The 24,488-nt window shown below is 59.9% G+C and carries 27 protein-coding genes; 10 read left to right on the top strand and 17 right to left on the bottom strand.

Annotation, left to right across the window (positions count from 1 at the left end; all coding sequences use genetic code 11):
- Positions 1-85 precede the first annotated feature (85 nt).
- Genes ACXX83_RS17330 through ACXX83_RS17320 form a run of 3 tightly spaced genes read right to left on the bottom strand, consistent with a single transcriptional unit; the run spans position 86 to position 2,388 of the window.
- Entirely contained in the window at positions 86-643 is a 558-nt protein-coding gene (locus ACXX83_RS17330; protein WP_217836049.1) for a peptidylprolyl isomerase, read from the bottom strand.
- A gap of 3 nt (positions 644-646) precedes the next feature.
- Positions 647-1,450: an alpha/beta fold hydrolase gene (locus ACXX83_RS17325; protein ID WP_095963784.1), complete on the bottom strand. Its 804-nt coding sequence runs from the start codon at positions 1,448-1,450 to the stop codon at positions 647-649.
- Positions 1,451-1,464: 14 nt separating this feature from the next.
- Entirely contained in the window at positions 1,465-2,388 is a 924-nt protein-coding gene (locus ACXX83_RS17320) for a PA3225 family LysR-type transcriptional regulator (protein ID WP_458549165.1), read from the bottom strand.
- A 49-nt stretch (positions 2,389-2,437) separates the two neighbouring features.
- On the opposite strand from ACXX83_RS17320, the gene ACXX83_RS17315 reads away from it, so the two are divergent.
- The 3 genes from ACXX83_RS17315 to ACXX83_RS17305 all read left to right on the top strand — a co-directional run bounded on the left by ACXX83_RS17315 (position 2,438) and on the right by ACXX83_RS17305 (position 4,793).
- Entirely contained in the window at positions 2,438-2,752 is a 315-nt protein-coding gene (locus ACXX83_RS17315; protein ID WP_015096340.1) for a hypothetical protein, read from the top strand.
- Positions 2,753-2,981: 229 nt separating this feature from the next.
- Positions 2,982-3,581: an FMN-dependent NADH-azoreductase gene (locus ACXX83_RS17310; protein ID WP_015096339.1), complete on the top strand. Its 600-nt coding sequence runs from the start codon at positions 2,982-2,984 to the stop codon at positions 3,579-3,581.
- 345 nt (positions 3,582-3,926) lie between these two features.
- A complete protein-coding gene (locus tag ACXX83_RS17305) occupies positions 3,927-4,793 on the top strand; it encodes a carboxylate/amino acid/amine transporter (protein ID WP_217836047.1) in 867 nt (288 codons plus the stop codon).
- Positions 4,794-4,909: 116 nt separating this feature from the next.
- Here ACXX83_RS17305 and ACXX83_RS17300 read toward each other — a convergent pair whose 3' ends face one another.
- Positions 4,910-5,797 (bottom strand): LysR family transcriptional regulator, encoded by an 888-nt coding sequence (locus tag ACXX83_RS17300; protein ID WP_046043699.1) that lies wholly within the window; start codon positions 5,795-5,797, stop codon positions 4,910-4,912.
- 158 nt (positions 5,798-5,955) lie between these two features.
- On the opposite strand from ACXX83_RS17300, the gene ACXX83_RS17295 reads away from it, so the two are divergent.
- A complete protein-coding gene (locus ACXX83_RS17295; protein WP_008018228.1) occupies positions 5,956-6,600 on the top strand; it encodes a hydrolase in 645 nt (214 codons plus the stop codon).
- A gap of 135 nt (positions 6,601-6,735) precedes the next feature.
- On the opposite strand, the gene ACXX83_RS17290 is transcribed toward ACXX83_RS17295, so the two are convergent.
- Complete coding sequence (locus tag ACXX83_RS17290) at positions 6,736-8,034, bottom strand: mechanosensitive ion channel family protein (protein ID WP_217836046.1); 1,299 nt, start codon at positions 8,032-8,034, stop codon at positions 6,736-6,738.
- Positions 8,035-8,225: 191 nt separating this feature from the next.
- On the opposite strand from ACXX83_RS17290, the gene ACXX83_RS17285 reads away from it, so the two are divergent.
- Positions 8,226-9,566 carry a DEAD/DEAH box helicase gene (locus ACXX83_RS17285; protein ID WP_007972492.1) on the top strand — a complete coding sequence of 447 codons (1,341 nt, stop codon included), beginning with the start codon at positions 8,226-8,228 and terminating at the stop codon, positions 9,564-9,566.
- Positions 9,567-9,629: 63 nt separating this feature from the next.
- Here ACXX83_RS17285 and ACXX83_RS17280 read toward each other — a convergent pair whose 3' ends face one another.
- Positions 9,630-9,908 carry a hypothetical protein gene (locus ACXX83_RS17280; RefSeq protein WP_458549164.1) on the bottom strand — a complete coding sequence of 93 codons (279 nt, stop codon included), beginning with the start codon at positions 9,906-9,908 and terminating at the stop codon, positions 9,630-9,632.
- A gap of 188 nt (positions 9,909-10,096) precedes the next feature.
- Positions 10,097-10,831, bottom strand: coding sequence for a DUF899 domain-containing protein (locus ACXX83_RS17275; protein WP_458549163.1), 735 nt, complete (start codon positions 10,829-10,831; stop codon positions 10,097-10,099).
- 194 nt (positions 10,832-11,025) lie between these two features.
- Here ACXX83_RS17275 and ACXX83_RS17270 point away from each other — a divergent pair, with 194 nt between their 5' ends.
- Complete coding sequence (locus tag ACXX83_RS17270; protein ID WP_458374127.1) at positions 11,026-11,418, top strand: transcriptional regulator; 393 nt, start codon at positions 11,026-11,028, stop codon at positions 11,416-11,418.
- 137 nt (positions 11,419-11,555) lie between these two features.
- Here the strand turns inward: ACXX83_RS17270 and ACXX83_RS17265 are convergent, their stop codons facing one another.
- From ACXX83_RS17265 to ACXX83_RS17255, 3 genes are all read right to left on the bottom strand, one after another.
- Positions 11,556-12,425 (bottom strand): DUF6279 family lipoprotein, encoded by an 870-nt coding sequence (locus tag ACXX83_RS17265; protein WP_458549162.1) that lies wholly within the window; start codon positions 12,423-12,425, stop codon positions 11,556-11,558.
- Between the two features lie 77 nt (positions 12,426-12,502).
- Positions 12,503-13,225 carry a TorF family putative porin gene (locus ACXX83_RS17260; protein ID WP_458549161.1) on the bottom strand — a complete coding sequence of 241 codons (723 nt, stop codon included), beginning with the start codon at positions 13,223-13,225 and terminating at the stop codon, positions 12,503-12,505.
- 207 nt (positions 13,226-13,432) lie between these two features.
- A complete protein-coding gene (locus tag ACXX83_RS17255; protein ID WP_015096330.1) occupies positions 13,433-13,621 on the bottom strand; it encodes a PFL_1563 family small protein in 189 nt (62 codons plus the stop codon).
- A gap of 351 nt (positions 13,622-13,972) precedes the next feature.
- Between ACXX83_RS17255 and ACXX83_RS17250 the strand changes: the two genes are divergently transcribed.
- The gene (locus ACXX83_RS17250; protein ID WP_458549160.1) at positions 13,973-14,809 is read left to right on the top strand and encodes a CvfB family protein; all 837 of its coding nucleotides are present in this window, start codon (positions 13,973-13,975) and stop codon (positions 14,807-14,809) included.
- Positions 14,810-15,029: 220 nt separating this feature from the next.
- On the top strand, positions 15,030-15,962 hold the full coding sequence (locus ACXX83_RS17245) for a DMT family transporter (protein ID WP_458549159.1): 933 nt from the start codon (positions 15,030-15,032) through the stop codon (positions 15,960-15,962).
- Here ACXX83_RS17245 and ACXX83_RS17240 read toward each other — a convergent pair.
- Complete coding sequence (locus ACXX83_RS17240) at positions 15,907-17,088, bottom strand: MFS transporter (protein WP_458549158.1); 1,182 nt, start codon at positions 17,086-17,088, stop codon at positions 15,907-15,909. The two genes, ACXX83_RS17245 and ACXX83_RS17240, sit on opposite strands and share 56 nt — an antisense overlap.
- A 104-nt stretch (positions 17,089-17,192) precedes the next feature.
- Here ACXX83_RS17240 and ptrR point away from each other — a divergent pair, with 104 nt between their 5' ends.
- Both ptrR and ACXX83_RS17230 read left to right on the top strand, forming a co-directional pair.
- Positions 17,193-18,086: a putrescine utilization regulator PtrR gene (gene ptrR / locus ACXX83_RS17235; RefSeq protein WP_458549157.1), complete on the top strand. Its 894-nt coding sequence runs from the start codon at positions 17,193-17,195 to the stop codon at positions 18,084-18,086.
- Between the two features lie 135 nt (positions 18,087-18,221).
- Complete coding sequence (locus ACXX83_RS17230; protein WP_263986899.1) at positions 18,222-18,350, top strand: PA1414 family protein; 129 nt, start codon at positions 18,222-18,224, stop codon at positions 18,348-18,350.
- Between the two features lie 228 nt (positions 18,351-18,578).
- Here the strand turns inward: ACXX83_RS17230 and ACXX83_RS17225 are convergent, their stop codons facing one another.
- The 6 genes from ACXX83_RS17225 to speB form a co-directional block, all read right to left on the bottom strand.
- Positions 18,579-18,830 carry a phosphopantetheine-binding protein gene (locus ACXX83_RS17225; protein ID WP_217836038.1) on the bottom strand — a complete coding sequence of 84 codons (252 nt, stop codon included), beginning with the start codon at positions 18,828-18,830 and terminating at the stop codon, positions 18,579-18,581.
- Positions 18,831-18,900: 70 nt separating this feature from the next.
- Positions 18,901-19,626, bottom strand: coding sequence for an MBL fold metallo-hydrolase (locus ACXX83_RS17220; RefSeq protein WP_458549156.1), 726 nt, complete (start codon positions 19,624-19,626; stop codon positions 18,901-18,903).
- Positions 19,627-19,712: 86 nt separating this feature from the next.
- On the bottom strand, positions 19,713-21,092 hold the full coding sequence (locus tag ACXX83_RS17215) for a sodium:solute symporter family protein (protein WP_458549155.1): 1,380 nt from the start codon (positions 21,090-21,092) through the stop codon (positions 19,713-19,715).
- Between the two features lie 165 nt (positions 21,093-21,257).
- Positions 21,258-22,769 (bottom strand): purine-cytosine permease family protein, encoded by a 1,512-nt coding sequence (locus tag ACXX83_RS17210; RefSeq protein WP_458549154.1) that lies wholly within the window; start codon positions 22,767-22,769, stop codon positions 21,258-21,260.
- Between the two features lie 54 nt (positions 22,770-22,823).
- Positions 22,824-23,246: a YybH family protein gene (locus tag ACXX83_RS17205; protein ID WP_015096319.1), complete on the bottom strand. Its 423-nt coding sequence runs from the start codon at positions 23,244-23,246 to the stop codon at positions 22,824-22,826.
- A gap of 9 nt (positions 23,247-23,255) precedes the next feature.
- Positions 23,256-24,206, bottom strand: coding sequence for an agmatinase (gene speB / locus ACXX83_RS17200; RefSeq protein ID WP_007972517.1), 951 nt, complete (start codon positions 24,204-24,206; stop codon positions 23,256-23,258).
- Positions 24,207-24,488: the final 282 nt, after the last annotated feature.

Here is a 24,488-nt window from a genome sequence, read left to right as displayed (position 1 = left end):
GCCCGCGAGCGGGCTCTCCTTTTAACGTTTTGAGCGTTGCCGGCAAACACCGGCAACGGCTCGGACATCCTTGTCCAGCTTAGTCTCAGTCGATGCGCTTGGCCGACTTGATGAACACCGGGTCGGCCGGCACGTCACGCATACCGTTTTTGCTGGTGGTAGGCGTGTTGACGATGATATCGACCACGTCCATGCCTTTGACCACTTTGCCGAAAACAGCGTAGCCGTCACCCTGGTCAAGGAAGTCGTTGTCCTTGACGTTGATGAAGAACTGGCTGGTGGCCGAATCAGGCACGGAAGTTCGGGCCATGGACAAGGTGCCACGAACGTTGACCAGGCCGTTGTTGTGTTCGTTCTTGATCGGCGCCTTGGTTTCTTTTTGCTGCATCTGTTGAGTGAACCCGCCGCCCTGAACCATGAAACCGGGGATCACGCGGTGGAAAATCGTGTTGTTGTAGAAGCCGCTGTCGACGTATTCAAGGAAGTTCTTGGTACTGATCGGCGCCTTGACCGGGTCCAGTTCGATTTCGATCTGGCCGTTGGTGGTTTCCAGCAAAACGTGCGGCGCCTTGGCGGGCGTTGCGGCCATCAGGTTGGCGGCAAACAGGACGGTGCCAGCGGCGAGGGCGATTTTTTTCAGCATGGGTCAGTGATCCTGAGTGGTGGTGTCGACTGCGGTCAGAAAATCCAGCAGCGTTTGGTTGAAGTGTTCCGGCTGGTCCAGTGGCGTGGCGTGGCGTGAATCGGCGATTACCACCAGCCGCGCATCGGGCAGCAGTTTTACGTAGTTTTCCTTCAGCGCCACCGGTGTGTAGTCGCGGTCGGCACTGACGATGAGGGTTGGACAGGTGACCTTGGAAAGTCGTTCCTGGACCCCCCAGCCAACAATGGCATTGAAGCTGGCGAGATAAGCATGTTTGTCGTTTTTTGCCCAGCGCTCGGCCATTTTTTGTCGCAAGTCGGCCTGTTCGGGTTTCGGGAACAACTTGCTGCCCAATGCCTTGCCGATGGTGCGCAGGCTGAGTGCGTGCATCAGGCTCCAGCGCTTGAACCACTGCCAGTAATCGTCGCGGCTGCGCAGTTTGACCTCTGGCGCACTGTTGACGATGCACAGGCTTTTCAGCAGTTTCGGCTGGTCCACACCCAGCTGGAAGCCGATCATGCCGCCCATGGACAAGCCGACGTAGTGTGTCGGGCCGAGATTGAGGTGCTCGATCAGTGCGATCAGGTCGGCGCTGAAACCGGCAATGCTGTAGCGCTCCCGGGGTTTGTCCGAACGGCCGTGACCGCGTACATCCGGGACGATCACCCGGTAGCGGGTGGCCAGTGCCGGGATCTGCTTTTCCCAGTCCAGGGTGCTGGAACCGAGGCCGTGGACCAGCAGCAGCGGCGTGCCGTGGCCATACTCCTCATAGTGCAGGTTGCAACCTTCGTGTTCGAAATAGGCCATGCATACACTCCGTGTCAGGCTTGTTCGGGGGCGGCGAACGGGGCGTCCAGTGGTGCGGTGTCGAAGGTGCGCAGCAGTTCGATGAGAATCTGCGTGGCAGGTCCCAGTGGTTTGTCCTTGTTCGAATACAGGTAAAAGCTCGGGTTGCGGCTGCCGCCCTGATCCAACGGTAGCAGCTTGAGCGTACCTTCCTTGAGTTCCCGTTCGATCAGGTGCCGGGGCAACCAGGCAAAACCCAGGCCGCTGCCGACGAAGGTCGCGGCGGTGGCCAGGCTGCCGACGGTCCAGCGTTGTTCGGCCCCGAGCCAGCCGACGTCCCGAGGTTGCTGGCGGCCCGAGTCGCGGATCACCACTTGCATCTGGCTTTCCAGGTCCTGGAAGCTCAGTTCGCGGTTGAGGCGGTGCAGGGGATGTTCGGGGTGGGCGACCGCAACGAACTCGACGTCGCTCAATTCCGCGCCCAGGTAACCGGGAATACTGAAGCCCGTGATGGCCAGGTCGGCCACGCCTTCGAGCAGGACTTCCTCCACGCCCGACAGCACTTCCTCACGCAGGCGCACCCGGCAGCCACGGCTTTGCGGCATGAACGCGGTCAAGGCGCGGACGAGGCGGGCGCTTGGGTAAGCGGCATCGACCACCAGGCGCACTTCGGCTTCCCAGCCCTGTTCCATGTGATGGGCCAGGTCTTCGAGTTGGCTGGCCTGTTTCACCAGTTGCCGGGAGCGGCGCAACAGCACGCCGCCGGCTTCGGTCAGCACGGCTTTGCGTCCGTCGATGCGCAGCAGCGGCACGCCGAGCTGATCCTGCATGCGTGCCACGGTGTAGCTGACCGATGATTGCGAGCGATGCAGCGCCTCGGCGGCCTGGGCGAAACCACCGTGATCGACCACGGCTTGCAGCGTTCGCCATTGATCAAGGGTCACGCGGGGCGCTTTCATGTTGAGCTCCTCTTGTCCTAAGCTGGCAGCCCTTACTGGAGGCTGCTGAATGAAAAAAATCTGTTGTGTGCTGCTGGCGCTGCTGCCGTTGACGGCGATGGCTTACCCGATCGATGTGAAGAAAGACCTCAACGGCATGAAGATCGATTACCAGACCTACGACACGGATAGCGACATCGGCTCCATCCAGGTGGCCAACTACGGCGACGTCGATGCAAGCTGCAAGGCCGTCTTCATCAATGGCCCGGAAGCACCGCGTACCCGCAAGATCGACGTACCGGCCGGCAAGCACAAAAATGCCACCGCCAAATTCAGCCGCAACATCATCAAGCTGCGCATCGAGCTGACCTGCACCCCGAAATAACAGCAATCTCCTGTGGGAGCGGGCTTGCTCGCGAAGGCGGTGCGTCATTCAACGTTCATGTCGATTGACACGGCCTATTCGCGAGCAAGCCCGCTCCCACAGAGTATGTTGAGCTTATAAACGAATTTATTGATGGGTTATAGCAGTTATTTGCGCTTTTTCATCGATATGACTCTGTTTAACCTTCACTCCATCGACCTACAGCATTCTCAGATGGAGGCTACATCCCATGTCCCGCGTTCTGATCATCGAAAGCAGTGCCCGTCAGCAAGACTCGGTTTCCCGTCAACTGACCCAGACGTTCATCAGTCAGTGGAAAGCCGCTCACCCGAATGACCAGATCACTGTCCGGGACCTGGCGGTCAATCCGGTGCCACATCTGGATATCAACCTGCTGGGTGGCTGGATGAAACCCGCCGAGCAGCGCAGCGACATCGAACAGGCGTCCCTGGAACGCTCCAACCAGCTGACCGACGAATTGCTCGCCGCCGATGTACTGGTCATGGCCGCGCCCATGTACAACTTTGCGATCCCCAGCACGCTGAAAGCCTGGCTTGACCACGTGCTGCGTGCCGGCGTGACCTTCAAGTACACCGAAACCGGTCCACAGGGCCTGCTCAGCGGCAAGCGCGCCTATGTGTTGACGGCTCGTGGTGGCATCTATGCCGGCAGCACCGCCGATCACCAGGAACCGTACCTGCGTCAGGTCATGGGCTTCATCGGCATCCACGACGTGACGTTCATCCACGCCGAAGGCATGAACCTGGGCGGTGACTTCCAGGAGAAAGGCCTGAACCAGGCGAACGCCAGGCTTGCGCAAGTGGCCTGATCCATTAATCGCCAGATAATCGCTGGATGGTCTAGTGACCTGGCGCACCCCTTCAAGCCTGTACGCGCATCGAACCTCCCTTCGCACTTGTTGCTCCTGAGTGCTCTGGCCCGATTGAACGCTTTAGCGAGATCGGGCTTTTTTTTGCCTGTGATTTAACAAGCACCTAAAAAACCCGTGGGAGCGAGCTTGCTCGCGATGACTGAGTGTCAGTCGACAATGATGTTGACTGATCCGCCGCTATCGCGAGCAAGCTCGCTCCCACAATGGATTTTTGTATGGTTTGGGTGTTCGCGATCAGTAGCAAAACCCGCTATCGTCGCCGCCATTCAAAACGAGGCGAGCATGGGCTATCTACTTTTTGTCACGCTGATCCAGGCGTTTTCCTTCAGTTTGATCGGCGAATACCTGGCCGGTCATGTCGACAGTTACTTCGCGGTGCTGGTGCGCGTGCTCCTGGCAGGGCTGGTGTTCATCCCGCTGACCCGCTGGCGCTCGGTGGAGCCGGCGTTCATGCGCGGCATGCTGCTGATCGGCGCCTTGCAGTTCGGCGTGACCTACGTCTGCCTGTACCTGAGCTTTCGCGTACTCACGGTGCCGGAAGTGCTGCTGTTCACCATCCTCACGCCGTTGCACGTGACCCTGATCGAAGATGCACTCAATCGTCGCTTCAATCCTTGGGCCCTGGTCGCGGCGCTGGTGGCGGTGGCGGGGGCGGCGGTGATTCGCTTTGACCGGATCAACCCGGATTTCTTCATGGGTTTCCTGCTGCTGCAACTGGCCAACTTCACCTATGCCGCCGGGCAGGTGCTGTACAAACACCTGGTCGCCCGCCACCCGAGCGATCTGCCGCATTACCGACGTTTCGGCTACTTCTACCTTGGCGCATTGGCGGTGGCGTTGCCGGCGTTTCTGTTGTTCGGCAAACAGAACTTCCTGCCCGAAGCGCCTTTGCAATGGGGTGTGCTGTTGTTCCTCGGTCTGGTCTCGACTGCGCTGGGTTTGTATTGGTGGAACAAGGGGGCGTGCATGGTAAATGGCGGGACCCTGGCGGTGATGAACAACCTGCATGTGCCCGTGGGGTTGCTGATCAATCTGCTGATCTGGAACCAGCATGAAGAACTTGGGCGATTGTTGCTCGGCGGTTCGGTGATTTTGCTGGCGGTGTGGATCAGTCGGTTGGGTATACGCAAGCCTTTGGCCGTTCATTGAGCCTTGTGGGAGCGAGCTTGCTCGCGATGACGGCATGACAGTCGGAAAAGATGTCGGCTGTGAAATAGCTATCGCAAGCAAGCTCGTTCCCACAGGAAGTTGTGTGAATTAATAAATCACTTCGGCGCCAGTTGCCCCACCAGAAACTCGATAAACGCCCGGGTCTTTTGCGGCACCCGCCGCGCCGACGAATACACCGCGTTGATGGTGATCGCCGGGGCCTGCCATTCGCACAGCACCGGCACCAGTCGCCCGGCCGCCAGCGCATCCTCGACGATGAAGTCCGGTAGCAGGGCGATGCCCATGCCGGCTTCGGCGGCCTGGGCGAGCAGGTCGCCGTTGTTGGCGTGCAGTGGGCCGGTGACGTTCACTCGCTGGGTTTCCTTGCCATTGCACAGTTGCAGGCTGACACCGCTCTGCAGATACCCGTAGTTCAGACATTGATGGGTGCGCAGATCCTGCGGAGTCTGTGGAACGCCCGCGCGTTCGAGATAAGCCGGGGACGCCACCATGATGCGCGGTGCGGGCGCCAGTTGTCGGGCGATCATGGTCGAGTCGGGCATGCTGGCGATGCGGATGGTCACGTCAAAGCCGCCCCGCACCGGGTCGACCTGCTGGTCGCTGAGCACCAGTTGCAGTTCGATGTTCGGGTGCTGTTCATGAAACAGCGGAATCAACGGCCCCAGCCGCCGAAGACCAAACGACATCGGTGCATTGACCCGCAACACACCGCGTAACTCGCCGATGCCGTCACGGGCACGTTGCTCGGCCTCATCCAGTGCCGCCAACACTTCCCGTGCTGCATCGAAATACTCGGCTCCGGCCTCGGTCAGGTGCAGGCTGCGGGTGGTGCGTTGCAGCAATTGCACACCGATGGCTTCTTCCAGCGCCTGAATCTGTTTGCTGACTTTCGAGCGCGGCACGTCCATGGCCCGGGCGGCTGCGGCGAAGCCGTTCTCGCCGACCGTGACGACGAAGGCGCGCATGCATTCGATGCGATCCATATTGTCCCTGTTTTAGAATCAATTATTCTCGATTTTAGGTAATTGTCCCTTTTATCGCCAGCCCCTAAAGTGACATCCAAGCCGACAACAACGCCGCTGAAGGCAACGTCGACTAACCCCTTACCCATTCGAAGTATCGACATCAAAAGGAACGCGCCATGTCTATTCGTGAACTGCTCAACCCAACCAACTCCGCCCTGATCCTGATCGACCACCAGCCGCAAATGGCTTTCGGCGTGCAGTCCATTGATCGTCAGACCCTGAAGAACAACACCGTGGGCCTGGCCAAGGCGGCGAAGATCTTCAACGTGCCGACCATCTACACCTCGGTCGAAACCGAAAGCTTCAGCGGCTACATCTGGCCCGAATTGCTGGCGGTGCACCCGGATCAGAAGCCGATCGAGCGCACTTCGATGAACTCCTGGGAAGACAAGGCACTGGTCGACGCGGTGAAAGCCACCGGCCGCAAGAAACTGATCATTGCCGCGCTGTGGACCGAGGTCTGCCTGACTTTCCCGGCATTGGAAGCCCTGGCAGAAGGCTACGAGGTGTACATCGTCACCGACGCTTCCGGTGGTACCAGCAAGGAAGCCCACGACATGTCGGTGCAACGGATGATTCAGGCCGGCGCGGTACCGGTGACCTGGCAACAAGTGTTGCTCGAATACCAGCGTGACTGGGCACACAAGGACACTTACGAGGCGGTGATGGAACTGGTGCTCGAACACAGCGGCGCGTACGGCATGGGCGTGGATTACGCCTACACCATGGTGCACAAGGCACCGCAGCGGCAGGTCAAGTAACTCGCAATTTCTGAAAACGATGTAATTCCGGTGGGAGCGGGCTTGCTCGCGAAAGCGGACTGTCAGTCGACATCAATGTTGAATGACGCACCGCATTCGCGAGCAAGCCCGCTCCCTCATTTGTTTTTTGTGGTGTTACACCCTGCGCTTTTCAGCTTCGGGAATATGGCTCGCGCCCAGTACCGCCGGCAATATCCCCGCCCGCAAATCCGTCCCGCTCGGCTGCTGATACAGGTTCAATCCGAACTCCGGCAGCACCGCCAGCAGGTAGTCGAAAATATCTCCCTGGATCCGCTCGTAGTCGGCCCACGCCGTGGTGCGGGTAAAACAGTAGATTTCCAGTGGAATGCCCTGGGCCGTGGTCTGCATCTGGCGGACCATGCAGGTCATGTTCGGCTGGATCCCCGGATGACTCTTCAGGTAGGCCAGCGCATAGGCGCGCAAAGTGCCGATGTTGGTCATCCGCCGGCGGTTGGCCGACATGGCCGCGACGTTGCCCTGGGCTTCGTTCCAGGCCTTGAGCTCGGCCTGCTTGCGGGTCATGTAGTCGGTGAGCAAGTGCACCTGCGACAGCTTCTGCTCCTCGTCGTCGCGCAGGAAGCGCACGCCGCTGGCGTCGATGAACAGGCTGCGCTTGATCCGGCGGCCACCGGAAGCCTGCATGCCGCGCCAGTTCTTGAACGATTCGGACATCAGGCGCCAGGTCGGAATCGAGACGATGGTCTTGTCGAAATTCTGCACCTTGACCGTGTGCAAGGTGATGTCCACCACATCGCCGTCGGCGCCCACCTGGGGCATTTCGATCCAGTCGCCGACCCGCAGCATGTCGTTGCTGGTCAATTGCACGCTGGCGACGAACGACAGCAGCGTGTCCTTGTAGACCAACAGAATCACCGCCGACATGGCACCCAGGCCCGAAAGCAGCAACAGCGGCGAGCGGTCGATCAAGGTCGCGACGATGATGATCGCGCCAAACACGTACAGCACCATTTTCGCCAGTTGCACATAGCCCTTGATCGAGCGGGTGCGGGCGTGTTCGGTGCGCGCGTAGATGTCCAGCAGGGCATTGAGCAGGGCGCTGACCGCCAGCAGTAGAAACAGGAAGGTGAAGGACAGGGCGACGTTGCCGAGGAAATTCAGACTGGTCTTGCTCAGGTCCGGCACCAGATTGAGGCCGAACTGGATTACCAGCGAAGGCGTGATCTGGGCCAGGCGATGAAACACCTTGTTCTGTAGAAAATCATTGACCCAGTGCAGGGCCGGCTGGCGGCTGAGCATTTTTGCCGCGTGCAGTATGAGGTAGCGCGCCACCCGTCCGAGGAACAGCGCAATGGCCAGCAACAGCAGCAGCGCCAGGCTTGAATGTAAGAGCGGGTGCTGGTCGAGGGCACCCCAAAGGTCCAGGACGTTGATCCAGAGCTGTTTGATATCCATGGTCAAAACGATTCTTCTGTAGGGCGCGAGAGGCGATTAGAGCATTTAAGACGCTTTGTATTGCGTTTCGGGAAAAACAAGGCAACAAAAAACCAACTGTTTACCGCCATTTGCATAAAGAAACTCGGCCTGAGCGCTCGAAACCGTTACCCTATGCAGCTGTTTTTTTGCATTTCTTCGAGGTAGCACCCGTGTTTTCCCAATTCGCCCTGCACGAACGCCTGCTCAAAGCCGTGGCCGAGCTGAAATTTGTCGAGCCAACGCCTGTGCAAGCCGCGGCCATTCCGCTGGCGCTCCAAGGGCGTGACCTGCGGGTGACGGCGCAAACCGGTAGCGGCAAAACCGCCGCATTCGTTTTGCCCATCCTCAACCGTCTGATAGGCCCGGCGAAAATCCGCGTCAGCATCAAGACCCTGATCCTGCTGCCAACCCGCGAACTGGCCCAGCAGACGCTGAAGGAAGTTGAACGCTTCTCGCAGTTCACCTTCATCAAGTCTGGCCTGATCACCGGCGGCGAAGACTTCAAGGTCCAGGCCGCGATGCTGCGCAAGGTGCCGGACATCCTGATCGGTACGCCGGGCCGGATGATCGAGCAACTTAACGCCGGTAACCTCGACCTCAAGGAAGTCGAAGTACTGGTGCTCGACGAAGCCGACCGCATGCTCGACATGGGCTTCGCCGAAGACGTGCAGCGTCTGGTGGACGAATGTACCAACCGTCAGCAGACCATGCTGTTCTCCGCTACCACCGGTGGCTCGGGCCTGCGCGAGATGATCGCCAAGGTCCTGAACAACCCTGAGCACCTGCAGCTCAACGCGGTCAGCCAGCTGAACGACACCACTCGCCAGCAGATCATCACCGCTGACCACAACCAGCACAAAGAACAGATCGTCAACTGGCTGCTGGCCAACGAGACCTACCAGAAGGCCATCGTCTTCACCAACACCCGGGCCATGGCCGACCGCATCTACGGCCGCCTGGTGGCGCAGGAATACAAAGCGTTCGTGCTGCACGGCGAGAAAGACCAGAAGGATCGCAAACTGGCGATCGACCGCCTGAAGCAGGGCGGCGTGAAAATCCTCGTGGCCACCGACGTCGCCGCTCGCGGCCTGGACGTTGACGGCCTGGACCTGGTGATCAACTTCGACATGCCGCGCAGTGGCGACGAGTATGTGCACCGTATCGGTCGTACCGGCCGCGCCGGTAACGATGGCCTGGCCATCTCGCTGATCTGCCACGGCGACTGGAACCTGATGTCGAGCATCGAGCGCTACCTCAAGCAGAGCTTCGAGCGCCGCACCATCAAGGAAGTCAAAGGCACCTACGGCGGACCGAAGAAGGTCAAGGCCTCGGGCAAGGCCGTCGGCGTGAAGAAGAAAAAGACCGACGCCAAGGGCGACAAGAAGAAAACTGCCGCCAAGACCCCGACCAAGCGCAAGAGCGCCAACCGGCCGAAGAGTGATTCCCTGGTCAGCAAGGACGGCATGGCGCCGCTCAAGCGCCGCAAGCCGGAAGCGCCAGCGGCTGAGTAAGTCGCTGTAAGTGACTCAGGAAAAACCCGGACATCGTCCGGGTTTTTTTATACCTGGCGTCTTTCAGCCTTCGGTTTTCTTCTCGGCAGAGCCCAGCTCCTTCAAGCGCTGGTCGATCAACTGGCACTTGTCCGGCAAGTCTTTCGAGGCAGTGCCCAGATCCATCTTCTGCAATTCGTCGTTGATTTCCTTGGCCTTGGCCGGGTTCTGCTCGGTGAGCCTGGCCACTTGCTGGGCCAGTTGTTCGCGTTTGGCGGTGGCTTCCTCGGGAGTGCAGGCCCAGGCGGGCAGGGCACAAGCGAGGGCAGCGGCGAGAGTGAGTGTCTTCAGCAGTGGTTTCATGGGCAGGGGCCTCAGCTCCGGTCAAGGCGGGTTATCCGGTTGAGCGCTGGCCCCTGGGGAAAGTTCAGTCTGTGATATTTGCGTTGGTTATCAGGGCCACTTCGCGGGCAAGCCCACGGGTTTTGTGAACAACACAGAAAACTGTGGGAGCGGGCTTGCCCGCGAAGGCCGCGCCTAGGTGTCTGGGGCTAACCACTGTGGCAGCAACTCGACTTCGCCTGCTCCTCATATTTGTCATGGTGGCGCACCCACTCCATGATTTCCTCCTCGTTGCGACCCTTGGGCGTCAGGTCGAGGTAGTTGTAGGCGCCGACCAGCATGTCCAGGCCGCGGGCATAGGTGGAGTAGGTGTGGAAGATTTCGCCGGCTTCATTGCGATAAAACACGCTGAGACCGGGGAGTTCTTCCTCGGCGCCGTCGGTTTTTTCGTAGTTGTACGTAGCCTTTCCTGCGGCGACCTCTTCGGCCCGGGCACAGACGCCAAAGTCGTAGTTGAAGTCGCATCCTGCCGACGACACCCAGTCGAACTTCCAGCCCATGCGCCGCTTGAACACCTGGAATTCATCGAAGGGTGCGTGGGAAACCGCCACCACTGCAATGTCGTGGTGGGCCAGGTGCTGGTTGGCACCGTCGATGTGATCGCTGAGGTACGAGCAGCCGGGGCAGCCCTCGTCCCAGCCCTCGGCGAACATGAAGTGGTAGATGACCAACTGACTGCGGCCGCCGAACAGGTCCGCCAGTTTCAGTTCGCCATTGGGCCCCTGGAAATGGTAGTCCTTGTCGATTTTCACCCAGGGCAGGGCGCGGCGTTCGGCGCTGAGTTTGTCCCGTTCCCTGGTGAAGGCTTTCTCGTGGATCAGGTGTTGTTTGCGGGCAGCGAGCCATTCTTCCCGCGACACGACGGGGTGATTCTGGATGTTCATGTTGTTTTCTCCTGCGTGGGGCTGGGAGGTGACCTACACAGACTAGTCGTTTGGCTTGGGTGGAATTCGACATGCCGCCGGTCGGTCGTCAGCGAAAGGCCGTCTGAACGGCTGCCGGGCGCACCGGTCACAACCTGTAAGGCCCGTTCAATTGCACGGGCATCCATCGAACGGACACCGGAGGTTGAATCAGGATGACGACTTACAACTGGGACTTGATAGAGCGCTTGCTGCATGAAGCGCAAAACAGCGCGGGCCACAACTTCACGCCGCGGCCTTACGCCGAACAGCATGCGGCGCAGAAGGCCGCGGAAGGCGAGTCGATAGATAATCTTGATCACTTGAAAACGGTGGCTGGCGAGTACGAAAAGCTGCTGCTGATGCGTGGCTATATCGCGCCGCGACCGGAGGAGGAAGGGGGTACGGGTGCCAATTACATTTTGACGGAGCGGGGTTCGTGCTTATTGAGTCTGCTCGACAGCAGTATTCCCGGTAATGATCACCCGCGGCAGGTGCTCGATGAACAGGAGGATGCGCTGGATGAGATGACGTTTGATCAGGTGGCGTCGAAGGCGCAGATTGCCTGAGATGCGGTTGTGCCTTTGTGGGAGCGGCGGTGCGACGATTCGACTTGCTCGCGAAAGCGGTCTGTCAGTCACATCCATGTTGGATGTGACGACGTCTTCGCGAGCAAGCCCGCTCCCACAGGGGATTTGTGTTGCACTTAGCCTTGTTTCGCCGCTTTCAGACACTTCAAGTCACTGAAGTCCTTCCTCACACCCTCGATTTTCTTCAGTAATCGTTCGCGCTGGCTCGGTGTGCTTGCAGCCATGAGATCCACGAACAACGAACGTGCCTGGGCCTCGGTGTTGGCAAAGGCCTGACGATAGGCGGGTGTCCACAAACTCTCGCGATTGATCAGAAGTGTCTCGATTCGTTGTGGGAATTGTGGACTCTGGCGTTGCGCGACGGCCGCGCTGAACTGTTTCTGCCAATGGACACGATTGGCCAGCCACTGCGTATTCTGATCACCCAAGGCCCTGGACCATGTGGTGACCCGTTGTTGCTGGGTGTTGCTCAGTGGGCCGAGCCAGTCGTTCAGGCGCCTCTCCATGCGCGCGCTGCGCTCCTTGATCTGCTGGTCGAGGGTGGGCTTGAGGTATTCCTCCTGGCGTTTGCGCCGGTCCTTGGCGAAGGCATCGTTCATTTCGGCGACTTGCTTGTCATCCAGCCCTTGCAGCAACTCGATGGCCGACGGGGTGATTTCCCGCGCGGTCTCGGCGATCGCCTGTTCGGCTTCTTGGGCGCGGGCCTGCAAGGCGGCATCGGTGACCTGGTTGGTCGCGATCATGGTTTGCAGGCGGTCCAGCCAGTCGAGATAGCCGGGCAGTTGGGTGGTGCAGTGCCAGCTCAGGTGTTCCTTCAAGCGTTCGTCCAGCCAGCTTTTCTGCTCGCCGTTCATGTCCAGGTAGTCGCTGAGCGTCCACGGGATGATCACATCGAGATTGCGGTAGGCCAGGCCCACGCGGCTGCACGCGCCGAGGGCGAGGGTAACGGCCAACACAACGGCGATATGTTTGAGCCAGCGGGACATGGGCGAATCCTTGCGAAAGCCAGTCTTCGGGGTCTGATTCTCTTGTGAGCCCAGGAGGGGGCCGGCAGTTCAGCCGATCAATAGAACGCGTGTTCGGCCTTGAGCGTCACCAGCCCGTCGCATTGGCTGTTGTGCCCGGCATAGGCCGAGCAACCGCTGCCGCTCAGGCTGGAGTCACTGTAGATCAGGTCGAGGTCGATGCCCATGAACGGGCGGGACAATTTCAGCGACCAATCGGTAAAGCTGGCTACATACCCGCCATCCACCGCCACTGGTGTATTGAATTGGTGGGTGGTGTATTTCAGGCTGATGCCGACACCGAACGGTTGATTGCCGCTCAAGTCAGCGAACAGCGTGTTGTTCTGTTTGTCCGGGTCGTTGCTGAAGGCTATGCCGAAACGGCTGCCGAGCAAGGTCAGGCCACCGAACAGTTCCTGGCTGCCAGGGCTGGTGACTTCGGGGTAGCTGTAGCGGATCAGGCCCACTTCGTAGCCGAGGGTTTGGTCGAAGGGTTGTTTAAAGCCCGCGTAGGAATCGATCTCGAGGTCTTTCCCCGGGCTGATGCCCATGCTGGGTGACCATTGGCCCACGTAGAAGCCGCTGTCGTGGCTCAGGTCCAGGCCTCCGTGGAACGAACCGACGGCCGAGGGTTTGACCAGGCCTTGGGCCATGCTGCGGGTGGGGGTGGTGCCGAGTTTGAGATCGAAGGCACCCAGTTCACGCTGAAAGATTTGTGCGTGTGCCGCGGAGCAAAGCAACAGACCGCCGAGCAATGCCGATAAACAGGAAGGTTTGAACATGCGTCACTCCATGAACAGCGAGGGCAGGCTGGCGAGCCCGCTAAAACGCTTGATCCAGACGCTTGCAAGGATACCGGCGAATGATCGGCAGCGAAGGCCGTTCGTCGATTTCCATGGATTTGAAGGGGGGCCGGAGGGAGTGACGAGGGTTCCAGTCCAAGCGCTTCGAGGCTCAAAGCGCTTTGGGACCAGGTGACGCGAGGGGGGTTACTTTTTGCCCAGGGTGATCTGCTTGGACGGGCCGAACGTCTGGCCGCTGACGCCTTTGGCAATTTGCTGGATTTCACCGCCGGACTTGAGGAACGCTGCGATCTGGCTGTTGATCGACTCGCTGGTTTCAACGGCTGGAGCTGGCTTTGCTTTGCTGGTGGATGCTTTTACGCGCATGGCGGCCATTAACCTGTAGAAAATTAACTTGGCCAGGCATCGTACAGGAATTACCTGATAATTGCTTGGCAAATATCCCCTCGCAATAATCGTGAGATCTGGATAATCAGTCCTCGGACAATATTCGAAATATGCGTCTAAGCCGCTGTTTTAAATAAGAACATTGCCTTGAAAAATACTGCGCCACGCTTGTCTGGGCATGGCCTGAATGCCCGGATCGGTCTGACGAGCGGCCAGGCATGCGATGAAAGCCCGTGAAAATCAAGGCCTTCAGAGGATTTTCTGGTGCCACCGGGCCGGGGGCCGAACGCGGCGCTTAAAACCGGGTAGAATGCCGCCCACGCAATGAGGGTATTGGACATGGCTTTAGTCGGGCGTTACAACAGTTTGCAAGTGGTTAAACACACTAACTTCGGTTTATATCTGGACGGTGGCGCGGATGGCGAAATCCTTCTGCCAAATCGTTATATTCCAAAAGATATTCCTAGCGAAGATGAAGACTGGCTCAACGTTTTTATATATCTGGACAGCGATGACAAACTCATCGCCACTACTGAAAAGCCGAAAGTTCAAGTGGGTGAATTCGCCAGTTTGAAAGTTGTTGAAGTCAACAGCATCGGCGTATTCCTGGACTGGGGCTTGCCCAAGGACCTGTTGCTGCCGTTCTCCGAAGAGAAGCGTCAGATGACGGCGGGCGAGTATGTGGTGGTACACGTCTACCTCGACAAGCACACCCGCCGTATCACCGCGACCGCGCGCCTGGACCGCTACCTGGACAAGACCCCGGCCTACTACACGGCTGGCCAGGAAGTGGACTTGCTGGTGGCCGAAGCCACGGACATGGGCTTCAAGGCCATCATCAACAACAAGCATTGGGGCCTGATCCACAAGAACGAAATCTTCAAGTTCATGCGCGCCGGTAAAGAAGAAAAGGGTTTCATCAAGGAAGTTCGCGCCGACGGCAAGATCAGCCTGAGCCTGCAGCCGGTCGGCCAGGAAGCGGCCACCAGCCTGAACTCGAAGATCCTCGCCAAGTTGCGTGAAAACAACGGCACCCTGGCCGTGAGCGACAAGAGCGATCCGGCGTTGATCAGCAGTCTGTTCGGTGTCAGCAAGGGCAACTTCAAGAAGGCCATTGGCGCGTTGTACAAGAATGGCCAGATTGTCATTCATGCCGATCGCATTGATCTGAGTTGATCCCACTCTGCCCCTGTAGGAGCTGCCGAAGGCTGCGATCTTGATTTTAAGGATCAAAAGATCGCAGCCTTCGGCAGCTCCTACGGGGGCATTTTCCGGTCTTCTGGTTGATAATCGACAACACGATTTTTCGCCCCGGTAGATTCTGTTCAACGAAAAGACCGGGGTTTTGCTTTTACTGCCGAGTCTTTGCCATGGATTGTGTCTTCGAGGTGTTCCGGTGAGCGTCACCCGGCGCAGTACCGACGGGTTTGCCCTGCAAGTGATGGTCGGATTGTGCCTGGTCTGGGGCGTTCAGCAGGTGATGATCAAGTGGGCGGCGGCCGATATCGCGCCGGTGATGCAGGCGGCCGGACGTTCCGGCATGTCGGCGTTGCTGGTCGGGCTGCTGATCTGCTGGAAGGGCGGCTGGAACCAGGTGAGTACGACCTGGCGCGGCGGTCTGCTGGCCGGCGCCTTGTTCGGCCTCGAGTTCTTCTTCATTTCCGAAGGCCTGCAACTGACCACGGCGGCGCACATGTCGGTGTTCCTCTACACCGCGCCGATCTTCACGGCATTGGGTGTGCACTGGTTATTGCCAAGTGAGCGTTTGCGACCCCTGCAATGGCTGGGGATTGTCCTGGCCTTTATCGGGATTGCCATCGCGTTTGCCGGCGGGGTGTCCTGGGACAATCTTGATTACCGGATGTTGATGGGCGATGCCTTGGGGGTGCTGGCGGGGGCCGCCTGGGGCGCGACCACGGTGGTGGTGCGCGCCTCGCGCCTGTCGGAAGCACCGGTGACCTTGACGCTGTTCTATCAGCTGATTGTCGGTTTTTTCGGTTTGCTGTTGATCGCTCTGCTCAGCGGCCAGATCACCCATGTCAGCCTGACCACCGTGGCGTTCACCAGTGTGCTGTTTCAGGGCGTGGTCGTGTCGTTCTTCAGTTACCTTGTGTGGTTCTGGTTGTTGCGCCGTTACCTGGCGGCGAACCTCGCGGTGTTTTCGTTCATGACGCCGTTGTTTGGCGTCACCTTTGGTGTCGTGCTGCTGGGGGAGGAACTGAGCCTGAACTTCGTGCTTGGCGCAGTGCTGGTGTTGGCGGGCATCACCTTTGTCAGCGCTGAGCAGTGGCTGCGCCGTCGTTTGCGCAAAGCTCTGGGGCAGCATTGACCGGCGCGAGCAACAGACCGCCGGCGATCAGCAAGCCGCAGCCGGCGACCACCAGTGCCGGCTGCAAGCCGCCACTGAAATGACTGCTGAGCGCCGCCAGCAATGGCCCGCTGAGCTGGCCCACGGCAAAGCAGGCCGTCAGCAGGCCGGCATTGCGTTGGGTGGCATGGGGGGCCAGTTCCCGGGAACGCTGGATCACCAGTTGCATGCAGGCCAGGAACGGCGTGCCACACAGGATCACACCCAATGCCAGCCCCGGACCGTTGGCCAGCAGGCAGGCGAACACACCTGCGGCTTGCAGCCATAATGTTGCCATCAACCAGCGCCTTGTTGCGCCCGCTTTTTGGCGACGCAAACTCACCAGCACCACACCCGTAGCCGCCGCAAGACCGAAGCACGGCCAGAACAGGTCGGCCTGCCATTGGCCATGGAATTGCGCATTGGCCATTTGCGACAGAAAGGTCGCCGGGATGATGTAGCCCAACCCGTACAAGCCGTAGATCAAGCCCAGGCGAGCGATGCCTTGAGTGCCCGATGCGCTGGCGCCGGGTGCAGCGGTCGCGATTGCGCTCGCTTGCGGCAGGAACGGCAGAACCCCCAGCAGCATCGCCAGCCCTGCGGCGGCGTAAACCAGCCACAAGGTGGCGGAACTCTGGCCCAGCAGATTTGAGCCCAGGGCCAATAAGCCTGTGAGAAAAATCCCCAGGCCCGGTCCGGCGAAGACCAGAGCGCCGAGCCGGGGACGGCCGGCCGCTGCCGCGAGCGGCTGGCTCAGTGCGGTGATCATCACCAACACCCAGGCGCTGGCCACACCGGTACCGAAGCGCAGCAGCAGGTGCGACCAGAACCCGTTGGCCCAGAACGACGCCAGGGTCAGCAACACGCAGAGCCACAACCCGCCCAGCAGGCGCCGGCGCACTTGCGCGGGACGCCGGGAAAACATGGCGTCCACCGCGCCGATGAAATAACCGAGGTAGTTGGCGGCGGCAATCAGCCCGGCGGCGGTCAGGTCGATCTGACCTTCGCTGAGCAGGTGTGGCAGTTGCGGCGTCAGGGCAAAACGGCCGATGCCCATGGCCATCATCAGGGCAACGAAACTGGCGGATAAGCGAATCAGGGGAGACATGGTCTGGATACCGTTCAGAAGATCAATGACCGTCAGGCTAGGGCTGATTGACTTTCTTTAAAAATGAATAATAGTGAGTAACTTGTTCTTTTTTGGAGAATGTCGTGGAGTTCAGCCAATTACGCATCTTCCAGGCAGTGGCGCAGGAAGGGTCCATAACCCGGGCCGCCGAACGGCTGCATCGAGTGCCGTCGAACCTGTCGACCCGGCTCAAACAGCTGGAAGAGCAACTGGGTGTAGAGCTGTTCCTGCGCGAGCGTCAGCGCTTGCAGCTGTCGCCTGCGGGGAAAGTCCTGCTGGACTACACCGCCAGGTTGTTTGCCTTGCGCGACGAAGCCAGCGCGGCGGTGCAGGGCGGGCAACCGGCGGGCGACTTTGTGCTCGGCACCATGTACAGCACGGCGGCTATTCACCTTCCGGGGCTGTTGGCGCGCTATCACCGCTTGTATCCGGCGGTGAACCTGCAAGTGCAATCCGGTCCCAGCGGTGAATTGCTCGAAGGCCTGCTCACCGGTCGACTCGATGCGGCGCTGGTGGATGGCCCTATGGAGCTGGCCGGGCTCGACGGTGTGCCCTTGTGCGACGAGCGCCTGGTGCTGATCAGCGAGGCCGATCATCCGCCCGTGCGCAGCGCGCTGGATGTGGAAGGTCGCGCGGTGTTCACCTTTCGCCAGGGCTGCTCCTACCGTATGCGCCTGGAGGCCTGGTTCGCCCATGACCATGCGGCGATGGGCCGGGCGATGGAGATCGAATCCTATCCGGGAATGCTTGCGTGTGTGATTGCCGGTTCCGGTGTGGCGCTGATGTCGGAGTCGATGCTCGCCAGCCTGCCGGGCCGCGAGAGTGTGGCCGTGCATCCGTTGGCCGAGCCGTTTGCCAGCGCGACCACCTGGCTGATGTGGCGCAAGGGCATGGTCGGAGCCAACCTGAATGCCTGGATCGAGCAGCAACAGGCGGTTTTTCCGCCAGTACCGGTGCAGGCGCAGGAAATTGCCTGAACGCCGGCTGATTTTGATGGATTCAGTAACAGATCATTGCGACTTTGCACGAGCATTGCGTAGGACTTCGGACTATTATCAGTGCGAAGGGGCTACAGAATTTTGGCCGCTCGGCACTACCCTGAAGGGGGCACCATGAAAGAGAAAATCCAAAACTGGCTGCATGACCTGGGCGTGGCGCTCGGCCTGATCGAACCGCCAATGCAGCCCGTACCTGTTCGTACTGACGACGAGCAGCGTCGGCGCCAGCAGCGACGCCGGTAATGGCTCCGGATCGCTAGTGAGAGGGGCTTGCTGTGGCGAGGTAGCTTGCTGTGGCGAGGGGGCTTGCCCCCGTCCGGCTGCGAAGCAGTCGTAAATCGCCTGACGTGGTCCGCCAGATGTAACCGGGTTGAAGGGTTTTGGGCTGCTGCGCAGCCCAACGGGGGCAAGCCCCCTCGACACAGAACAGCATCCTGCCATTCAGTCCTGCAACATATTTGGCATTCAGCCTCAATGCCGTCCGATCTCCATCAAGAACCGGCTCAGATCATTCACCGTCCTGGCGGTCTTGAGCATCCGGTCTTCTTCCACGGTAAACGCCGTGACACCCAGTTCATCTTCCAGATGGAAGATCAGCTCTTCGATATCTTTTTTGTCCAATCCCAACTGCGCCAGACTGGCGTTGTCATCGAAGTCATCCCGGCCTTCGAGCAGGCGGCTGATGTAGCGATGTACGACAGCACGAAGGGCGGCTTCTTTCATGATCGTTCTTCGAGGAGGTGGGAGCAGTTCTCCCTGCCGTTGCAGTCCCTGCCGTTGAGTACAGCAGGCTTTAGCCGTGTGAGCGCTGCCATTCGTCAATCATGCCGCGTAAATGTTCTCCGGAAAAACTGCCGAAATGCCCGCCATGCACCGTGCGGATCGGCAGCGCATGCAGGCGTTGCAGGCTGCGTGCGTAGTCCTCGAGGTTGGAATGGTACGCATCTTCGATCAGCGGCCCGTCGTAGATGATGTCGCCGCTGAACAAGGTCTCGGTGGCGGCTTCGTACAGGCAGATGCCACCCGGCGAGTGTCCCGGTGTGTGCACGACCTGCAACACGCGGTTGCCCAGGTCCAGCACATCTCCATCTTCGACAAACCCCGTGGCCGGCGCGGCCTTGACCCGGTATTCGGCGTAACACAGCGGGCAATCGGGGTGCGCCTCGAACATGTCGTCGCCGACAAAGGCTTTGCTCAAGTCGTTATCGCCATCCGGCGCGGCCAGGATGTCTGCCTCGGCCGGATGCACCAGGCGCTCGGCGAATTCGTGATGACCGGCGATGTGATCGAAATGGCAGTGGCTGGCCACGGCCACCAGCGGCCGCTCGGTGATCCACGGCAGTTGCTCGCGCAGGCTGACCAGGCCCGAGCCACTGTCCAGCAGCAGGTCCTTGTCACGGCCCTGGATGTGCCAGAGGTTGCAGCGGTAGAAAGGCCGGATGTACGGCTCGTGAATCAGGCGGATGCCATCGCTGAGATGTTTCACTTCAAACCACTGTTCGCGGCTGACGATCTTCATGAGCAGTTTCCTTCAGACGAAAAAAAACGAGTGTGGCAACCGACGCCACACTCGTCGAAGAAAGCATCGAGTCGTTATGTTTCAGCTTAGGCGGCGCTCGCCACCACAGCCGTGCGACGGGACAACAGGCTGACCACCACGAAGCTCACCAGGCTTACACCGAGGCTGTAGTAGATCGGGGTGTTGGCATCCAGACCGTCCTTGAACATGAACAGCAGCGCGGTGGCAAAGCCCATGCCCATGCTGGCGATGGCGCCGGCGGTGGTGGCGCGTTTCCAGAAGATCGCGCCCATCAGCGGGATCAGCATGCCGCCCACCAACAGGTTGTAGGCCAGGGTCAGGGCGCTGATCACGTCGTTGACCACCAGGGCGATACCCAGCACCACAATACCGGTCAGCATAGTGACCAGACGGTTGAGGCCCAGGCTCGACTGTTTGCCGCCACGCAGTTTCGGCAGCAGGTCTTCGGTCAGGGTGGTGGCAGCGGCCAGCAGGCCGGCGCTGGCGGTGGACATCATGGCGGCCAGTGCGGCAGCGATCACCAGGCCACGGATACCGTCCGGCAGGGACAGTTTGACGATGGCGGCGAAGGCGTTGTTGACGTTGTCCAGATCCGGGATCAGTACGTGTGCAGCCATGCCGATCAGGGCGCAGGCCAGACCGTAGAGGATGCAGTAGATACCGGCAGCGGTACCGGCAACCTGAGCCACTTTGGCGGTCTTGACGGTGAACACCCGTTGCCAGATGTCCTGACCGATCAGGATGCCGAAGAAGTAGATCATGAAGTAGGTGATGATGGTGTCCCAACCGATGGTGGTGAAGCTGAAGCTTGCCGCCGGCAGTTTCAACACCAACTCATCCCAACCGCCGACGCGGTACATGCAGATTGGCAGCAGGATGAACATCAGGCCCACGGTCTTGATCACGAACTGGACGATATCGGTCAGGGTCAGGGACCACATGCCGCCAATGGCCGAATAGATCACCACGACGCCACCACCCAGTAGTACCGAGATCCAGAACGGCAGGCCGAACAACACTTGCAGGACGGTGCCGATCGCCAGGATCGAGGTCACGCCGATCATCAGCGCGTAGGCCAGCATGATCACCGCGCTCGCGGAGCGGGCCATCGGGTTGTAGCGTTTTTCCAGCACCTGGGTAACGGTGTAGATCTTCAGTTTCAGCAGCGGTTTGGCGAGGAACAGGTTCAGCGCCACGATCCCGCAACCCAGCGCGGCGCACAGCCAGAAGCCGGAGATGCCATGCACGTAGCCCAGACGCACGGTGCCCACGGTGGACGCGCCGCCCAGAACGGTGGCAGCCATGGTGCCCATGTACAGGCTTGGGCCGAGGTTACGACCGGCGACCAAAAAGTCTTCGTTGGTCTTGGCCTTGCGCATGCCGTAATAGCCAAGCAGCAACATCGCGGCGGCGTAGATGAGTACAACGAATAAATCCAAAGCCATTATGGCGTGTCTCCGATTGTCTTTTTTATGTGGAACAAAGGCGTTTCTGTGGGGCAGCTTTTTGTGGGAGCGGGCTTGCTCGCGAAAGCGGTCTGTCAGTCACATCAGTGTTGAATGTGCTGCCGTCTTCGCGAGCAAGCCCGCTCCCACAGGTCTTGTGTTACATCAGGCGGCTTGACGCATCGCCGGTTTGGCGAGCGAATCCGTGCTCTTGCTGCGAGGGTCGTTCGGGCCGAACACTTCGCTCGATTCCGGGAACAGGCTCAGCAGCGCCAGGTACACCAGCGAGGCCAGGCCCAAGGTCACAGGCAGGCTGATGTCGATGCCACCGGCCAATTCGCCCAGCGGTCCGACAAACTGACCCGGCAGGTTCACGAAGCACAGGCCGACGGCCGCGCTCGGGATCCAGGCACCCAGGCCACGCCAGTTCCAGCCGTGAGTGAACCAGTAACGGCCACCTTTCTCGCCGCGGGTGAACACTTGCAGGTCATCCGGGCAGTAGAAGCCGCGACGCACCAGCAGGCCGATGATCATGATCACCATCCAGGGGGTGGTGCAGGTGATGATCAGCACGGCGAAGGTCGACACGCTCTGCACCAGATTGGCCGCGAAGCGCCCGATGAAGATGAAGGCAATCGACATCACACCGATCAGCAGCGTTGCCTTGACCCGCGACAGTACCCGTGGGAATACGCTGGACATGTCCAGGCCGGTGCCATACAGCGAAGTGGTGCCGGTGGACATGCCGCCGATCACCGCGATCAGGCACACCGGCAGGAAGAACCAGCTCGGCGATACCGCCAGCAGGCCGCCGACATAGTTGTTGGCCGCGATGTAGTCCGGTGCCTTGATCGCTACGATGGTGGCGGTGGTCAGGCCGAACAGGAACGGGATGAACGTTGCGATCTGCGAAATCACCACCGCCGCCATGATGCGGCGCTTGGAGGTGTCACGCGGAATGTAGCGCGACCAGTCGCCGAGGAACGCACCGAAGGAAATCGGGTTGCTCATGGCCACCAGTGCTGCACCGATGAAGGCGGCCCAGAAACCTGGCTGACCCATGTTCACCGTGCCGGCGTAGTTCACGTCGAAGGGACCGGCGAAGGCGAAGATTCCCAGCAGGAACAGCAGGCTGGCACTCCACACCGCGATCTTGTTGACCCACAGCAGGAAACGGAAGCCATAGATGCACACCGTCAGCACCAGGATCGCGAACAGACCGTAGGCAAGGCCCAGGGTCAGATCGGTTTCCGGCAGACCGACCAGGCGTTTGGCCCCACCGATCAGCGCATCACCCGAACTCCACACCGAGAGCGAGAAGAAGGCGATGGCGGTCAACAGCGACAGGAACGAACCGACGATCCGCCCATGCACGCCGAAGTGTGCGCCGGAAGACACGGCGTTGTTGGTGCCGTTGATCGGGCCGAACAGGCCCATTGGCGCGAGGATCAGCGAACCCAGCAACACGCCCAGCACAATCGCCCAGACGCCCGCCTGGAAAGACAGGCCGAACAGTACCGGGAAACTGCCGAGAACGGCGGTTGCAAAGGTGTTGGAACCACCGAAGATCATCCGGAACAAGTCCGTCGGGCCTGCGGTGCGTTCGTTGTCCGGGATCTGTTCGACCCCGTGGGTTTCAATTTGCGTAAGGCTTTGGTCTTTGTTGTTGTTATTCATGATCTGCTCCGATCATAAAGGCGCGCTCATCGTGCGTGAGCGTCACCTGTTTGGCTAAGGGGGTGGCAGCCCTTCCGGCAAGGCGGACAAGTGTTCGTGACAGGCCAGCCATAGGCCTTGTTGTTCTTGGCCAGACGCTTGTTTCTTGAAAACAATCGTCTCGCGCTCCTGGCTGAAGTGCTGCTCCCCTTGCATGCGCAGCTCGGTGGCTACGTCATGGATGAAAATCGCCACGTCACCCTGCAGGCTGACGAAAGCGTTGCTCGAGGTGCACGAGAGCACCTCGAAGCCATCCTCGGCGCGCCAGCCGTCCCACATCGCCTGATAGGCGTCGCGCGACAGCAGGGGCTTTTCGAGGGTGTAGAAGACGAAGCTGGCTTCAAAGCTGAACGCGCCGAAGTAGGCTTCGCGATCGTTACGGGCAAAAGCGGACACCAGGTCGGCGGCGGCTTTGAGAACCTGATCGCGTTCATTCATGACCAACCCTCAGCGGTGGACTACGCCAGGCAGTACGCAGAGCATTTCGTACAGCAGGTTGGCGGCCAGCAGCGAGGTGTTGCCGGTGGTGTCGTAAGCGGGCGAGACTTCTACCAGATCGCAACCGACCAGGTCGAGGCCTTGGCAGCCACGAACGATCTCGATCGCCTGGATGGTGGTCAGGCCGCCGATTTCCGGGGTGCCGGTGCCTGGTGCCCAGGCCGGGTCGATACCGTCGATGTCGAAGCTCAGGTAGACAGGACCGCCACCGACTTTCTCGCGGACTTCAGCCATCAACGGCTCCAGCGATTTGTGCCAGCACTCTTCGGCCTGAACCACACGGAAGCCCTGGTTGCGGCTCCAGTTGAAGTCGTCAGCGGTGTAGCCCTGGGCGCGCAGGCCGATCTGCACCACGCGGTCCGGATCAATCAGGCCTTCTTCAACGGCGCGACGGAACGTGGTGCCGTGGGCGATTTTCTCGCCGAACATGTGATCGTTCACGTCAGCGTGAGCGTCGATGTGCACCAGGCCGACCTTGCCGTGCTTCTTGTGGATGGCACGCAGGATCGGCAGGGTGATGGTGTGGTCGCCGCCCAGGGTCAGGGGGATCACGTCGTGTTCGAGGATGTTGTCGTAGGACTCTTCGATGATCCGCACGGCATCGAGCAGGTTGAAGGTGTTGATCGCGATGTCGCCGATGTCGGCAACCGACAGCGAGTCGAAAGGCGCAGCGCCAGTGGCCATGTTGTACGGGCGAATCATCACCGATTCAGCGCGGATTTCGCGAGGCCCGAAACGGGTGCCAGGGCGCAGTGAGGTACCGATGTCCAGCGGCACGCCAACGAAGGCAGCGTCCAGACCGGCAGCGGTATTCAAATGGGGGAGTCGCATCATGGTGGCGATGCCGCCGAAGCGCGGCATTTCGTTGCCGCCCAGTGGTTGGTGAAGAATCTTGTCCACGGGTAGGGCCTCATCGTCGTTGTTTTATTTATGTGGTTGCGCCGTTCACGGAAGTACGGGCGCACCTTGTGGCAACGATTCTGCGAAATGTAGTGGCCGGGAAGAATCGCTACGGGCAAATACTTAGTTCAGATTTTTCTAAACTAATTGATGTGGCAGCGATAGACTTCACGCCATACGCAGAACCCCTGATGCCTGGCAATCCAGGGGTGAGCACTGCAACCATTGTGGTAGCGGGCTTGCTCGCGAAGGCGTCGTATCAGTCGCCATCAATGTAAATAG

Source organism: Pseudomonas sp. GNP012 (genome assembly GCF_054343835.1).
This window is presented reverse-complemented; position numbering and strand designations above follow the sequence as displayed.